The following is a 15424-nucleotide window of genomic DNA, read 5'->3' on the forward strand; positions in this document are numbered from 1 at the left end:
ACGATTAAAAAAAACAAACGTCAAATAAAATCGAGCATGTCGTATTCGCCGTATTCGCAAAATGAATTTTCCAAACGGGCGTGTTCTATCAATTCGAGTTTTTTTCCGCCTTTGTGAAACAGTTTTATTTCGCCGCTCCCGTTGCCGCAGCTCCACAAGCGGTTGTGATACTTGTTGCCGGACGGAGCTTCGTAGTTTATAAACAGCGTTTCGTTTTGCGGGCAAAAAACATCGATATCAAATAAATATTTTTTAGTTTCGGCGGAAACAAGCCAATGCAGGTTTTCTTCTCCCTCTTTAAAATCGAGTTTTATACGGCTTTTTTTCCATAATCCGCTTAAGGGAAAATCGTAACGTTCACCCTCATAGTAAAAAACCGCCGAATACAACGGCTCTGCATGAGGCCCGAGTGTTTTGGAACCGCCGCAGCCGACTGCAAAACAAGTATTTTTAAGCGGCAGCCGGCTTATTTCGCTTATGATATGAGAGGACGCTATGTATATAAGCGGGCTGACAAAATCGCAACCCCAGAATTTATCGGCATAACCGTACGATTGTTCGGGGGTTACAATATAATCTTCTCCGCAAAACACGAGTTTTCCGCCGTATTCGGCTTTTATGCCTTGCGTGTGCCAGTTTATATTTTTAAAAGTATAAGCTAAGTTTTTTCTTACGGTTAAATTCCACGACATACTGCCCGCATCGCTCATGTATTCCGGGTGCACAAGAACATCGTTTTCGCTCATAAAAACGCTGCCGCTGAGCGTTTCTTCGCCCATTTGAAAATCGGGTAAACGGATGTCAAAATATCTGCGCTCGCAGTGCATGTCGGAAACCGGATAAAAACGGTGTATTTGTACGGATTTTTTTCCCCATGTGCCCGCTTTTACCATAATGTATGAAGGATAGTATTTTTTAATTTTTTGTTCATATAATTGACCGAACACCGGCTGTTCGGATAAACGGCTCGGATTAACGATAAAGCATTCAATAAAAAAAGTTTTTTTATCACCGGTTTTAACGTTTAACCCGGTAAATACGTGGCGCCAGCATACAAAGCCGTTTTTTTTGTATTTTCCGACAGGCATTTCGCGGTTTTTCCGCAAATACGCTTTTTTGACACTCATATAGGCGCATTATAGCGGTAAAGCAATAATTGTTCCAGTAGAGCCGGTATATTTTCCGCACAAAATCGATTTGTGCGCATTGTACGCATTTTCCGAAAGCGCCCGGGCGGCTTTTTGTACATCAGAGGCTGTTGCGCTTAAAAGCGCATCCAACTTTTGTTCGCGCTCTTCGTCGCGTATACCGTATAATGCGCGTATAAAACCTGTAAAACCGCGGGCTGACGGAGAGCGCGGCTGCACTTCTTTACTGTAACAGCCGGTAACCGCTCGTTCCAACACTTCCGATTGTATGCGCTCATCGGATGATTTTTCCAAACAACGGAAAAACACATCCAAAGAGCGTGCAGGATCCGGATCGCGGTACGAAACAAAAGAAAAAACTTTTTCCATACTATCGGCAAAAGCAAACGCACCGTAAGCGCCGCCGACGGTGCGGATTTTTTCCCACAACACATTGTTGGTAAACCAGTGCGCAAAAAGACTTTCGTATACCGCTTTTTTTGTGCCGAATGCCGAAGCAGAAAAACATGCGGCGGCAAAACCTGTTTGCGAAGGAGCCGTGTATACGTTCAAAACGCAACCGCGTTGTTGTGCTTGCACCGATTGTTCCGTTTGCACTGTTCGTATCGTTTGTGCCGGAGCACCGGCTTTTTTTTCTATAAGGGTAAAAGGCAAAAAATCTTGTAAAGTCAAAACTTCGCTTTTATTTAAAAAAGCAGGTGCGCTGTAGTGCGCCGAACGGGCGGCAAGAGCTTTGCGTGCCCTTTTTAATCCCGTATCGTCTGCGGTAATGTTTAATACAATGCCGGCTGTTTTTAATTTTTTATGCATCGCTTGCAATTCGGTGCACAGGGTTTCGGTTTTGCACGAAGCAATTTTTTGTGCCGTATACAACTGGCTTAAACCGCTCCACATTTCTTCTACCGCCTTTGAGCGGCTGAACGCACAAGCACAGCGAGACAAAGCATATTCATGCCCGGCAGGAATAACCGAGGAAGCAAAGTCGTTGCGGTATTCGAGCGCAAGTGTATGCAGCCGTTTGGCATCGGAAAAATCCGCCGTTTCAAAACAATCAAACAAAAGATCTATGCCTTGTTCCGCATTTTCTGCAAGCGTTTTTACGCGCACAAACAGCCAATCTCTTCCCAAAAGTTCATTGCAATTAAGCTCTCGCTCGTTTTGTGCCCATTCGCTTGCAGCGGAAGTAAAAACGGAAGCGGAAAATCCGCCTGTAATATGCGCAATTTTTGCCGCCGCTTGTGCCCAATCCATCCCTTTAAAGCCCGTATTTGTAAGAGCTTGCGCATAAAACGGCAAAAGCGGATAACAAGACGGCTCAAGTACATCTACCGGAAAAGCCGCCGTAACATACACAATACCGTTTACCGCTTCATTATGCACAAACAGACACACACCGTTTTCGCAGGTTTTTTCGGTATGAATGCGGTCTATTGTCTTTTCCAGCTGAGCCGGTTTTATATGCGGAATAAGCGAGCGTTTGCCGTCGCCGTTTTGCTGAAAGGTGTGCAAAGCTTGCTGTTGTTTTAAAATATCTTCTTTTTTTTGCGTACATGTTAAAAGACTTTGCGCATATTTTTTTTCCCGCTCGGCATCGTAAGATGGATCGGGAGTAACGGTAAGTAAAAGCCGGTGAGGATTATCCAAAAAATGCCGTTTTACAAGTGTTTGTAAATAGTCTTTTCCTTCGCCGCTTAAAATACGGCTTTTAATACGCTCAAAAGCCGCCCTCGTTTTAAGCGGCGAAAACGGATCAGTGCCGTTAAGCCAACCGCGGAAAGACCTGCGCATAAGCACCAGCGACCAAGGACCTGCTGAACGCAGCACTTCCCGTTGCGAAAAATCGACTGCCATAACGGCGGTTTGCACATCTTGAGCACCTATACCCTTGGCTGCCAGCGATTGCAGCACATCCGTCACACAGCCTTCAATTTTATCGGCATTGCCCGCCTTTACTCCGCGCATGCCGCAAGAAAACATTAAACGCGGCAATTCCGTTTCCAAACCCGTATGAGGCGCAATGTCTTCGCCCAAGCCGGAATCCAAAAGTGCTTTAAGCAAAGGAGAAGCATCATGACCGACCAGTATTTCGGACAGCAATACGGCTTCCATATAGCTGTCCGTATCGGCGGCATTACCCAGCACCCAGTTAAGCACTACGGTTGCCCCTTTTTCTCCGGATGACGACGGACCGTACAAGCTTAACGTGCACGGTTTGTCAAAAGGCTTAAACGAAATCGTTTTTTCGATTTTGCCCGGCGCCCCGTTCACGGTGTTTGCCGCAGCGTAATTCTTTTCATTAAAAGAAGATAAAAAGTGTTTTTCTATAAAATCAAGCTGCATTTCGGTAGGAATATTTCCGTACAAAAACAAGCGGCATTTTGACGGGCTGTAGTGTTCGCGGTGAAAATCCTTTAGTTTTTCCAAAGTTAAAGACGGAATATCGGCAGGGTCTCCTCCCGAATCGAATGCATACGGAGTATCGGGCAAACTGCACTGTACCACAAAGTCCGACACAACGGCGTCGAAGCTTGAATACGAACCTTTCATTTCGTTGTATACAACGCCTTGAATCGAAAGATTGCCGTTTTTATCGATTTCGTAGCGGTGAGCTTCTTGCGCAAAAATTTCGGGACGCAGCAGCGGGAAAAAAACCGCGTCCCCGTATACTGCCATAAGATTAAAATAATCGGCTTTTACCATTGAAGATGCAGGATACAGCGTTTTGTCGGGAAAAGTCATCGCGTTTAAAAACGTTTTTACACTTTGACTGTTCAACTGCATAAACGGATCTTTTAAAGGATAGTGTTTTGAACCGCACAACACCGAATGTTCAAGTACGTGGGCGGCTCCGTTTGAACAATTGTTCAGCGTTTTAAAACCGAAAGCAAACAAGTTTTCTTCGTCATCGTTAAAAAGATGAAACACTTCCATTCCCGTTTGTTTGTGGCGCAGGTGTATGCCTGTTGATTTATAGTCGCTCATTTTTTCGCGTTTCAGCAATTCCCACTGTTCACACATACACATCTTCGCCTCTGTCTTTTACCACCAATTTTCCGTCTTCCCATGCACGGCGCAAAAAGGTAAAAAACGCATTGGTAATTTCATCGCTGTCTTTTTTTAATACCGGCTTTTTTAATTGTTCTTCTTCCAAAATAATGTCGCCGCGCGTTTTAGAAACATTTGTTAAAATCTTTTGTCTAAAGCGCTCTTCTTTGCCGGCAATCAATACGGCAATTTCTTCGTCGCTCATAGAGCGCAGTTTTTCCTGCATAAAGCGGTCGTCCGCATTGACAATATCATCAACGGTAAACAAGCGCCGGCGTAAATCGTCTTCCAGCTCCGGGTCGGTTTGACCGAGTAAGGTCAAAACGTTTTTTTCCGCATCCGCATTCATTTTTTTTAGAATTCCGGCAAGGGCGTTTCTTCCGTCTATTCTGTCGGTAGCTTCCGTACTCAGCGTTTGCAGTTTTTCGCGCATTGTTCCGTCTATGCGGCGCACGATATCCGGCGGCAGCGATGAAAGTTTTGCAAGACGGCTGATAATTTCTTTTTGTTTTTGCGGGTTCTGCCGCTTTATAAAATCGGCAGCGAGCGCAGGTTTTAAGCGCGATAAAACAAGCGCTTGCACGGGAGCGATTTCGTCTTTTAAAAGCTGTTCAAGGCGGTCGGTATCGATTTCTTGCAAATAATCAAACGGCGTTCCTTCAGGATAGGGAACGGATTTTTCCAGCATATGCTGCGCTTTTTCCGGACCGAACGCTTTTTCCAAAATAGTGCGTGCCGTTTGCACACCGCCGGATTGACGGGAGCGCTGTAAAAGCGATTGGAATTCTGCAAAAATAGCGGAAGCTTCATCCGGATCGACGCTGCGCACGGAAGCGATTTCGGGTATGATTTTTTCGGTTTGTTCGTCGGTTAAATGCGGGAGTATTTTTGCAGCTTCGTTTACACCGATAAGCAGCAAAAATTTTGCCACTCTGCGGTACACCGAATCGCCTGCAGGGCCCCCGTTAGCGGTGTTTTCTCCGTTAGCGGCGCTTAGCCCATCCGTTTTGTTTTCGCTGTTTAAGTTTTGCGCTTTTACGATTTTTAAAAGTCCGTCGCGCTCCATAAGCGCGTCTATGTGCGTGCGCATTTTTTTTACTGTGTTTTTTCCCGAATCGCCGCCGCGCACGGAAGCGGAATTTGCAGCGGTCAGGTTCGGCTCAAGTTCAAAGCTGTGCGCACTCCCGGATTCTGCGCTTTGAGCCGCTTTTTCAGTAAAGCCGGCGGCACCACCGGAACCGCCTTTAGGCTCGGCGGAGTGTTGTGCCGTTTTTTTATATGCTTGTATGCGCTTATCGTTTAAATTCATACGTTATGATAGCGATTTGTACGCCAACAGGCAAGTGTTAAAAAAACGGCGCGCAGTTTACCTTGTCTTTTAAACCTTGTCCCGAATTTATAAAATTCGGGACAAAGCGATGTCAGTTTTCCGTGTTTTTAACCGGAATAATTAAGTTCAAGATAATACCGATTACAGTTGCTAAAGCAACCCCGCCAAGCATAAAGTGGAAGTCTTTTCCTATATTAAACTGCAGCAAGCCACCGCCGATACCGATAACCATAATTACCGAAGAGATCGTTAAATTACGTTTATCTTTGTAATCTACGCCGCTTTCTACAATTGTGCGCAACCCGCTTGAAGCGATAAGACCGTACAGCAGCATAGAAATCCCGCCCATAACCGGAGCCGGAATTGTTTGAATAATTGCGCCGAATTTTTGGATAAAGGACAAAAGCACGGCAAACACTGCAGCCCCGCCTATAACCCACACGCTGTATACTTTAGTTATTGCCATAACGCCGATGTTTTCACCGTATGTAGTATTGGGCGGTCCGCCGAACAAAGCAGCCCATGCGGTAGCCAAACCGTCGCCCAGCAAAGTGCGATGCAATCCGGGGTCTTTGTAAAAATCGCGCCCGACCACTTTTGATGTTACCATTGTATCTCCTAAGTGTTCGCAAATGGTTGCAAGCGACACTATAATAAAGGTAAGGATGGGCACAAAGCTGAACTTAGGTATGCCGAAATGCGGTAAACCGAACCATGCGGCGTTATGCACTACGGTAAAGTCTATAAGAGCATAAGAGGGAAAAAACAATCCCATAACAAAGGTAAAAATGTAACCGCCGACAAGTCCTATTAAAATGGAAATGGTATTAAAAAATCCTTTTAAGAAAATACTTGCTATGATGGCAATCGCAAGCGTTACCGAAGCGATGGAAAAGTACACAAGCGAATAGTTGCCGTTGGCAGCGTACATTGAAGAGCGCATTGCAGTGGGCGCCAAGTTAAGTCCGATAACGATAATAACCGAACCGATTACAACCGGCGGCAGCGCTTTGTCGAGCCAGCGTGTTCCGGCGGCTTTTACCAACAATGCCACAAGGGCATAAAAAATACCGGCACAAAAAGCGCCGCCGAGTGCATAAGGCATTCCGTATGCACCGGCAATCGCCGTAAGCGCCGGTATAAAGGCAAAAGACGAGCCTAAAAAAGCCGGTACCTTTGCGCCGGTAATTAAAATATACAACAGCGTTCCGGTACCGGCTGTAAATAAAGCCGTGGAAGGACTAAGTCCGGTAAGCAGTGGAACAAGAACCGTTGCTCCGAACATAGCAAATACGTGCTGAAAACTCAGCGGTATCCAGCGCGACAAACGGGGCTTTTCAGACGGCCCCAACACCTCATGTGTACTCATGTACTCTCCTTCGCCGTTTTTCGGCGATCTTAAAAATTTATAGTGCCAACGGCACAACTTGTATATTTCCGAACAAAGCTTCTTCTATTCCAAAAAATTCAACGTTAAAACGTTCCCTTTCGCCGGGAAAAGAAACAAGGGCGAAACTGGGCGGTAAGCGGCTTCTCGAATGAGAACAGCTTCCCGGATTTAAAAGCAGCGTCGCCCCGCTTTCTTCCCAAAACGCACGGTGCGTATGACCGAAAAACACCATATCGGCATCCATGGTATATGCGCTTGCCGTTAATGTTTCCAAGCCCCAATCTACTCCGTGCCGGTGTCCGTGCACAACCAAAATATTTCGCCCTGCAGCGGTAAACTCCAAACGCTGCGGTAAAAGCACTTTGCGGTACACCGCTTCATCTTCGTTTTCTTCCGAACTTTCCGCCGTTTTTATCGGATATGTATCGGCATCGCCGTTACCGCGCACCGCCGCTATAACCGGGGGCAGCATTTCTTTGAATTTATCGTCTTGTAATGCTTGTTCCATACAAAAAGCGATATCGCAAAATCCGTCGCCGCAAAATACTAAAGCATCGCATTGCTGCCCGAACAGCATAATTATCTTTTTTACCGTTTCGGATTGCCCGTGACTGTCCGAAAGAACAAGCAAACGCGCCCTTTCTTTTTTTGCAAGAAAAGCGGCGTCTTGCTGCGAACAAATCAGCATTGACTCTTGCTGGATCAGTTCGTTCATTCTTTATCTCCTGTGCCGCCTTCAAGAACGTAGTGATTTTTTGAACGAAGCGTTGTTTCAGGGTCGACATAAATCGTCAAGTGGCAACCGGTACGCTTTAGAAACTCCGTACGCAAAACCGGTATTAAAGAAGCGCTGTCTTTAGCGCTTTTCCAATTAAATGCGGCATACACAAGCGGAATCAATATATCTATCGGCTCTCCGCTATAATGCAGTTCGCTGTCTTCGGCTGCAAGATTTTCAACTCCGGAAGCATTTTTTTCTGCTGCGGGACGGTAATCCATTACAAAGTCGGAACCGGCTTCCGTTCCCAAAATGTCATCTTGCGAAAAAACTGAAAACACAGGGATTTCCATATCCGTATCTTGCAAAGCGGCAAGCACTGTGTGCATACCTTGCGGCGCTCCCAGCGTAATAAAAACGCAAACAGGCGTACTTTCGTGAATGGTTTTTACAGTTTGAACTATAGACTGCAACCGTACTTTTCCGGCAACACGTACATCGTCCGGATAGCTCAGTATATGCAAGCGGTTTTCAGCACTTAAAAAGCCGTAGTATTCTTTTAATTTATTTTCTATGGTTTGCTTTTGTCCGTTTTCATTAAAACCGTAGCCTAAAAACAACACGACGGCGCGGTTTTGAACTGTTTCATCTATTTTCAAAACAGAAGCCGTATTGTTTTTTTGTTTTTTAGCCGAATGCAATTCTCCGCTGTTTTTATGCGAACAACCGGCTATATAAAAAAAGAGCGCTGCCGTAAAAAGGAGCGCCGTCAGTTTCATACCGGATATTACCGGAAATTTATATAAAATGTATCGTTTTTTGCAAGTTTTACCGTACCGCATAGCCGAACTTATTTTCATAAAATCAATCATACCCGTTTTTAAGTTTTTATACAAGAGCAAAAAGCAAAAAACTTGACAATCATAAAAACTCACCGTAGAATATGTGCGTTGCTTTGTACCAAAAGGAGAAATATGAGCAAAACCACAGCAAAACCGATTATAGCCGTTCCTATAGGAGACCCTGCGGGAATAGGAGCCGAAATCGTTGCAAAAGCTTTTGCCGACAAACAAACCCTAAACACGGCACGCTGTCTTGCAATCGGAGACAGCTCAATTATGAAACAAGCTTTGCGCATTACGGGAAGTTCACTTCGCATACACAAAGTACAAAAAGCCGAAGACGGTATTTACAAACAAGGCATATTGAATTTACTGAATATCGATAACATCACTCTTGCACGCTTTGCATACGGCACTGTTGACGGCATGTGCGGAAAAGCGGCTTACGAATATATTGCAAAAAGCATTGAACTTGCCATGCAAAAAAAAGTTGCAGCCGTTGCCACCGCTCCGATAAATAAAGAAGCGCTTAAAGCCGGCGGCATCCGTTTTATAGGACATACCGAAATTTTCGGCTCGCTTACACACACAGCCGACCCTCTTACTATGTTTGAAGTACGCGGTTTACGCATATTTTTTTTAACGCGCCACGTACCGCTGCGCAAAGCATGCGATATGGTAAAAAAAGAACGCATAAAAGATTACGTTAAACGCTGTTATGCCATGCTGCACAGCCTCGGAGTAACGGAAGGCACAATGGCGATTGCCGGCTTAAACCCTCATTCGGGCGAACACGGATTATTCGGCAACGAAGAAGTAAACGAAGTGGAACCTGCCGTCCGCGAGTTAATGGAAGAAGGTTATAAAGTAAGCAGCCCTATAGGAGCGGACTCGGTATTCCATTTGGCATTGCAAGGCAAATTTAACAGCGTACTGTCGCTGTACCACGACCAAGGGCATATTGCGGCAAAAACGCTTGATTTCGAGCGGACGATTTCGGTAACCGGCGGCATGCCGATTTTACGCACATCGGTAGATCACGGGACCGCACTGGATATAGCCGGAACAGGGCAAGCAAGCGCCGTCAGCATGATAGAAGCGATACGTTTGGGCGCACTTTATTCAAAAACCTTTACAAATCCTGCATAACAAAAAAAAAAGTACGCATATAAAGTCTGTTGCTTTAACCGCTGTGATTTTATTCACAATAAACAAACTAAAACCGATAAAACACTGAATTTTCTTGACAAAACACTGCCGAAGCTGTATAATTTTAACATAATTCTGTGATTTATTTCACAAAAAAGGTTTTTTATGCACATACCAGCACCGGCACTGCGTCGGCTGATACAGACAGTACAGCTTCTTTCTTCTCTTAGCGAAGACACGGTAACATCGCTGCGCATACAACAATTAACCGGCTGGTCAAACGCAACAGTGCGAAAAGACCTTTCCTACGTTCTCGGCGGCACACAAAACTTACCTCATGCGCTGCCGGCAAACGAATGCAGTTCGCACACGGCAAAAGTACGGACACGGGGCGCTTCAAACGGCTACAAACGCACACAATTACTTTACGCAATCGAACACGCGCTTAAACTGCCCTCACAGGGAAACATACAAAAATGCTGTATCGTAGGACTTACGCCTTTAGCGCAAGCGCTTATAAAAAGCGGCAGTTTAAGTGAGTCTCCGTTTATGTGTGCCGCCGGTTTTGACGCAAGTGTAAACCGCACGGAAACGCTCAAAGCTCCGTTTCCCTTATACCCTATGGCGCGCCTCGAATCGGTTATTTTAGCCGAACACATAGAATACGCCATTCTTACGGCAGAAAAAAACGCTGCAAAAGAAGCAGCAAAAAGATTATTCTCTTGCGGTATAAAAGGCATCATTAACTATACCCCTGCAATTCTTGCAGAAAACGGAACAACACATGTAGAGAATCTTTTTTTACAAAATTCGCTGTACAACCTTTTTTGTAAAACCGCATACCGGGAGGCTTTATGAGAGTATATAATTTTTCGGCAGGACCGTCGTGCTTGCCCGAAGAAGTGCTGCGTTCGGCAGCGCTGGAGATGGTCGACTGGAACGGCAGCGGGCAAAGCGTTATGGAAATGAGTCACCGCTCAAAAACTTTTGAACCGATTATCCGCAAAACCGAAGAACTGCTGCGCTCTCTTATGGACGTTCCGGACAACTATAAAGTGCTTTTTTTGCAAGGCGGAGCAAGCACACAATTTGCCATGGTACCCATGAATTTACGCAAAAAGGGAAAAGCTGCTTACGTAAACACGGGAGTGTGGGCAAAAAAAGCGCTTGAAGAAGCTCAAAAATATTTGAACGTACACACGGCAGGTTCTTCTGCAGATAAAAATTTTTCTTACATTCCCGAAATAAAAAAAATCGAAGGCGATTACGATTATGTTCACATAACGCTTAACAATACTATTATGGGAACACACTGGAAATACCTTCCCCAAACTGGAACTGTCGGCAGCTCCGCCGCTGACAGAACAAACGTTCCCCTTGTGTCCGACATTTCCAGCTGTATTTTATCGGAACCCTTGGATGTGTCCCGTTTCGGTTTATTGTATGCCGGCGCACAAAAAAATCTTGCCCCGGCAGGCGTTACCCTTGTCATCATCCGCGAAGATTTAATACCGGATCAGCCGATTTTAGGCACGCCGACTATGCTTTCTTACAAAGTACATGCCGATTCGGCTTCAATGTATAATACGCCGCCGTGCTGGAGCATTTATATTATGGGAAAAGTTCTCGAATGGATCCGAAAAAACGGCGGCGCCCAAGGCATGAAAGAGCGCAACGAAAAAAAAGCACAATTATTATACGATTACATAGACAACAGCGGCTATTACTGCTGCCCGGTTGAAAAAAACAGCCGCTCAATTATGAACGTTCCCTTTTTAACATACGAAACTGACAGCGAAAAAGCGGCTGCACTGAACAAACGCTTTGTAAGCGAAGCAGAAAAAGCAGGCTTGGTAAACCTTGCCGGACACCGTTTAGTCGGCGGCATGAGAGCATCGCTGTACAACGCTATGGACATTCAAGGTGTAGAAAAACTGGTGTCTTTTATGAAAAACTTTGCTCAACAAAACACATAACCGCGTAAAATCGCGCACACGGAAAACGCAAAAAATGGAGAATTTTATGTATAAAATACAAACGCTTAACAAAATATCCGCAAGAGGCTTGGACTTGCTTCCGCGCGAACTGTATGAAATCGCCTCGGAAATACCGAACCCCGATGCAATTATCGTGCGCTCCGCAGATATGCACAATATGAATATAAGCAAAAGCGTTAAAGCGGTAGCGCGCGCCGGAGCAGGAACAAACAACATCCCCGTTGCCGATTTAACATCACGCGGCATAGCCGTATTCAATACTCCCGGAGCAAATGCAAATGCGGTAAAAGAATTGGCAATCGCCGCACTGATTTTTTCCAGCCGTCCGATTATAGAGGCAACCCGCTGGGTACAAACGCTGCACGACAAAGGAAGTGACATTCCGGATTTGGCGGAAAAAGGAAAAGCGCAATTTATAGGACCAGAACTGAGAGGCAAACGGCTGGGGGTAATAGGCTTGGGCGCCGTAGGCGCGATGGTTGCAAATGCTGCAGTTGAAATGGGCATGCACGTTACCGGATACGACCCCTTTATTTCGGTCGATTCGGCATGGGTTTTGAACCGAGACGTAGAAAAAGCGGAAAATCTGGATACGCTGTTTGCAAAATCGGATTACATCAGTTTGCACTTGCCGCAAACAAGCGAAACAAAAGGACTTATCAATTCGGAGCGGTTAAAAAACGCAAAAAAAGGTTTGCGTATATTGAATTTTGCCCGCGGAGGTTTAGTGGTAAATGCCGACATGTGCGAAGCGGTAAAAGACGGCAGAGTAGCTTGCTTTGTCAGCGATTTTACCGATGAAGAGCTGCTGCATACCGACGGCATTATTTGTCTGCCGCATTTGGGAGCTTCCACTCCCGAAGCCGAAGAAAACTGCGCATGCATGGCGGTACGTCAATTGCGCAGTTTTTTGGAAAAAGGAACTGTTGAAAATTCCGTTAATTTTCCAAAATGCAAAATGGAAGGCGATGTTCCTTCCGGCGGTACCAGATTATGTATAGCAAATAAAAACGTACCGAACATGGTCGGTCAAATAACCACAATCCTTGCCGAAGCGCAGCAAAATATCTATGCTATGATAAACCGAAACCGTTTTGAACTTGCATACAATATTATCGACGTGGAAGGACTTGCTTCGGCGCAAACACTTGAGCGCATTGCTGCAATTGAAGGTATTATCGGCGTGCGCGCAATATCCGCAGCGGATAACAAAGAAAAAGAGAGCGCATCACCGGAAGATTAAATTAGGTTGCCAAAACTCCCATATTTGAGTATATTATACAGTGCTTCAAGACCCTAGGGTTTAACAAACCTATATTTTGGTGGGAGTTTTATATGCAGTCGATAACAAACGGCCGTTTTACCGCAGTGCGTCCTCTTATGGGACCGGCAGCACTCATCTTTGTGTTTTTTGCGGCAGCCGTGTGCGTAGGATTTTTTTTACCTCAAACCATACAAATCCGTACAATGGATAGTTCGTTGCGCACTCAAAAAACATGGCTGGCTCAAAACGGCGAAAATCACGGCACGGATGCACCCTTAACGGCAGGAAAACCGCTCGAATACGCAGTCAAACCGGTTAATATTCATTCTCAAATTACCGACAACGCAAACCGCAAAGATTCCGGTTTGGATATGTACCGTCAGCTTATTTCGCGCAGTGCGGTTATTTCGTTTTACGAAAAAGTTACCGGAAGCAGAGACGTAACGCTTGCCATCCTTGAATATGCGGATGTGTACAACATCCCGCTGTCTCTTGCTTTTTCGCTGGCGTTTACCGAAAGCCGCTACAAAATAAATGCGGTAAACGGCAACACAAACGCGTCCATAGACCGGGGTTTATTCCAGTTAAACAGCGAGTCTTTTCCCGGTTTTTCGGAAGACGATTTTTTTAATCCTTATGTCAGCGCAAAGCAAGGTTTGGCTTTTTTACGCTATTGTTTGGATACCGGCGGAAATGAAGTAGCGGCGCTTGCCATGTACAATGCGGGAACGCGGCGCGTGCGCAATAACGGCACGCCGCACATGACTTTAAACTATATTTCGAATATTATGACTTACCAACGCGGTTTGGAAAATATGTTCGATACTAAAGTTGCAGCAACTTTCCGCACGCGAGACAACAAAGCGCTCGCGCTTGCCGGAAGAACCGAATAAAACGCGAGTGTATTCAGGCTAAATCAAGGAAGCTGTCCAAAGCTTCAGTTTTTGGACAGCCGCCTCTATTTACTTATTAAATTCAAATTTAAATTCTTTAAGGATTGTCTTTTTTGAAATAGATTTTCCTTTATGAATTGTAATTTTGTCTTTTATAACGAATACCGTGTATTCTTCACCTGCGGCAAAATCGTAATCTATTTCCGCTCCCGTAAAGTCATACGAAATATGGCTAATCGTATATAACGTTTCCTGCCTCATTTCCGTATGACCCTTAAGTACAAACACGGTGTTTCCCGCCGGGATTTTAATAAGATTAATCCCCCACGGAGATATATTCCAATCTACAGGTTTGCCGTTATAAAATTCCGGTTGAACATAACTTGCCGCCCCTGCCCACCAAACGGTGGTCGTTTCGGATTCGGGCAGATTTTCATCCCAAATAACTTGTGTTGTTGTTGTCGCGCAGCTTAAAAAAGCAAAGCCCATTAAAACGGCACAACAAAGAACATACAGTTTTGTTTTTTTGTGTAAATGCATGGCTAATTCCTTTTCAGTATTTTATGATATTATATATTGTTTTGATAAAAGTTTATTTAAATCGGCGCACACGACGACACAACAGAGTTCTTAAATTAACTCCTCAGATACCATGCTGTAGAACCGCCATCGAAACGTATGCAAAGGCAACTCGTTTATTCGGTCAGAATTCTGATTACTTCCGCTTTATCGGTTGTTTTGAGTATTTCCTGCCGCTTATCCGCGCTTTTAAACAAAAGACTTACTTCAGCTAAAAACTGCAAGTGCGGTCCCGTTTTGTTTACGGGAGACAAAGTCATAATAAAAATCCGGCAGGGTTCCTGATCCAAAGAATCAAAATCGACGGGGTTATCGGAAATACCGATACAGGCAACCAAATCGCTTACCGTGTCGGTTTTTCCGTGCGGAATGGCAATGCCGTGTTTCATGCCGGTAGACATCTTTTTTTCGCGGTCAAGCACGCACTCACGGGCGGCATCTTTGTCCGTTACTTTTCCGGCTTTAACCAGAATTTCGAGCATTTCGTCGATAATTTCTTCTTTTGTCGTTCCCTTCAAATGAAGTTCAACGGTATCAGTGTTTAAAACGGTTCGTAAGTTCATACTCATATCTTACGGGTTGTTTGTGGAAAAGTCAAGAATAAAATTCACAGTTTTGACAAATTCTCAGCAAAATATGCTATACTGATTTTATGAACAGTTTTCAAAAATTCTGTGCGGATATTAAACGCATTGTCAAACATGAACGCTCGGACAACGGCGGCGTATATGACGGTATTCGAGCAAGCAAAAGCGCCGCCGAATACTTTATACAAAGCCAAAAAGGTTTAGGCGATTTGCCGCGCAGCATTGCCGACTATTGGTTTAACACGTATATCGCCGAAAGACAGGGCAGCGAACAACAACCGTCGGCACAAAATATCGAATGGCTTGCCGCCGCAGCCGAGCTTTTAAACGGAAATCTGGGTGCCCAAGATGAAGATTGCGATATTTTTTCGATGCGCGATTGGAAAGAACTTCGCACTTTGGTAGATTATGAAGCCGAAGATTTACCGATAAGCGTTCTTACTTATCTTATGTCCGTATTTACCGAACGCAAGGTTCTGTAA

General features: G+C 45.0%; 14 protein-coding genes. 6 read left to right on the forward strand and 8 right to left on the reverse strand.

Going from position 1 to position 15424, the window contains the following annotated elements:
- Positions 1-20: 20 nt before the first annotated feature.
- The 6 genes from HMPREF9193_RS00735 to HMPREF9193_RS00760 form a co-directional block, all read right to left on the reverse strand.
- Positions 21-1127 (reverse strand): hypothetical protein, encoded by a 1107-nt coding sequence (locus tag HMPREF9193_RS00735; RefSeq protein WP_021686119.1) that lies wholly within the window; start codon positions 1125-1127, stop codon positions 21-23.
- Positions 1128-1136: 9 nt separating this feature from the next.
- A complete protein-coding gene (locus HMPREF9193_RS00740; protein WP_021686120.1) occupies positions 1137-4166 on the reverse strand; it encodes an insulinase family protein in 3030 nt (1009 codons plus the stop codon).
- Positions 4159-5502: a flagellar motor switch protein FliG gene (locus HMPREF9193_RS00745; RefSeq protein WP_021686121.1), complete on the reverse strand. Its 1344-nt coding sequence runs from the start codon at positions 5500-5502 to the stop codon at positions 4159-4161. The genes HMPREF9193_RS00740 and HMPREF9193_RS00745 overlap by 8 nt, the downstream gene beginning before the upstream one ends.
- A 112-nt stretch (positions 5503-5614) precedes the next feature.
- A complete protein-coding gene (locus tag HMPREF9193_RS00750) occupies positions 5615-6892 on the reverse strand; it encodes a solute carrier family 23 protein (RefSeq protein ID WP_021686122.1) in 1278 nt (425 codons plus the stop codon).
- 37 nt (positions 6893-6929) lie between these two features.
- Complete coding sequence (locus tag HMPREF9193_RS00755; RefSeq protein WP_021686123.1) at positions 6930-7628, reverse strand: metallophosphoesterase; 699 nt, start codon at positions 7626-7628, stop codon at positions 6930-6932.
- Positions 7625-8491 (reverse strand): hypothetical protein, encoded by an 867-nt coding sequence (locus tag HMPREF9193_RS00760; RefSeq protein ID WP_156882429.1) that lies wholly within the window; start codon positions 8489-8491, stop codon positions 7625-7627. The genes HMPREF9193_RS00755 and HMPREF9193_RS00760 overlap by 4 nt, the downstream gene beginning before the upstream one ends.
- Before the next feature lie 114 nt (positions 8492-8605).
- Between HMPREF9193_RS00760 and pdxA the strand changes: the two genes are divergently transcribed.
- The 5 genes from pdxA to HMPREF9193_RS00785 all read left to right on the forward strand — a co-directional run bounded on the left by pdxA (position 8606) and on the right by HMPREF9193_RS00785 (position 13776).
- A complete protein-coding gene (gene pdxA / locus HMPREF9193_RS00765) occupies positions 8606-9622 on the forward strand; it encodes a 4-hydroxythreonine-4-phosphate dehydrogenase PdxA (protein ID WP_021686125.1) in 1017 nt (338 codons plus the stop codon).
- A gap of 165 nt (positions 9623-9787) precedes the next feature.
- Positions 9788-10480 carry a winged-helix domain-containing protein gene (locus HMPREF9193_RS00770; RefSeq protein WP_021686127.1) on the forward strand — a complete coding sequence of 231 codons (693 nt, stop codon included), beginning with the start codon at positions 9788-9790 and terminating at the stop codon, positions 10478-10480.
- Positions 10477-11598 carry a 3-phosphoserine/phosphohydroxythreonine transaminase gene (gene serC / locus HMPREF9193_RS00775; RefSeq protein ID WP_021686128.1) on the forward strand — a complete coding sequence of 374 codons (1122 nt, stop codon included), beginning with the start codon at positions 10477-10479 and terminating at the stop codon, positions 11596-11598. Before HMPREF9193_RS00770 ends, serC begins: the two co-directional genes overlap by 4 nt.
- Before the next feature lie 46 nt (positions 11599-11644).
- Entirely contained in the window at positions 11645-12862 is a 1218-nt protein-coding gene (locus tag HMPREF9193_RS00780; protein ID WP_040847241.1) for a phosphoglycerate dehydrogenase, read from the forward strand.
- 92 nt (positions 12863-12954) lie between these two features.
- Positions 12955-13776 (forward strand): transglycosylase SLT domain-containing protein, encoded by an 822-nt coding sequence (locus HMPREF9193_RS00785; protein WP_021686130.1) that lies wholly within the window; start codon positions 12955-12957, stop codon positions 13774-13776.
- Between the two features lie 69 nt (positions 13777-13845).
- Here HMPREF9193_RS00785 and HMPREF9193_RS00790 read toward each other — a convergent pair whose 3' ends face one another.
- Entirely contained in the window at positions 13846-14316 is a 471-nt protein-coding gene (locus tag HMPREF9193_RS00790) for a protein kinase family protein (protein ID WP_021686131.1), read from the reverse strand.
- A gap of 155 nt (positions 14317-14471) precedes the next feature.
- Positions 14472-14918, reverse strand: coding sequence for a PTS sugar transporter subunit IIA (locus tag HMPREF9193_RS00795; RefSeq protein ID WP_040847180.1), 447 nt, complete (start codon positions 14916-14918; stop codon positions 14472-14474).
- An 89-nt stretch (positions 14919-15007) separates the two neighbouring features.
- Here HMPREF9193_RS00795 and HMPREF9193_RS00800 point away from each other — a divergent pair, with 89 nt between their 5' ends.
- On the forward strand, positions 15008-15424 hold the full coding sequence (locus tag HMPREF9193_RS00800; RefSeq protein ID WP_021686133.1) for a hypothetical protein: 417 nt from the start codon (positions 15008-15010) through the stop codon (positions 15422-15424).

This window comes from Treponema lecithinolyticum ATCC 700332, from assembly GCA_000468055.1.
In the GTDB taxonomy this organism is placed as follows: Bacteria; Spirochaetota; Spirochaetia; order Treponematales; family Treponemataceae; genus Treponema_C; species Treponema_C lecithinolyticum.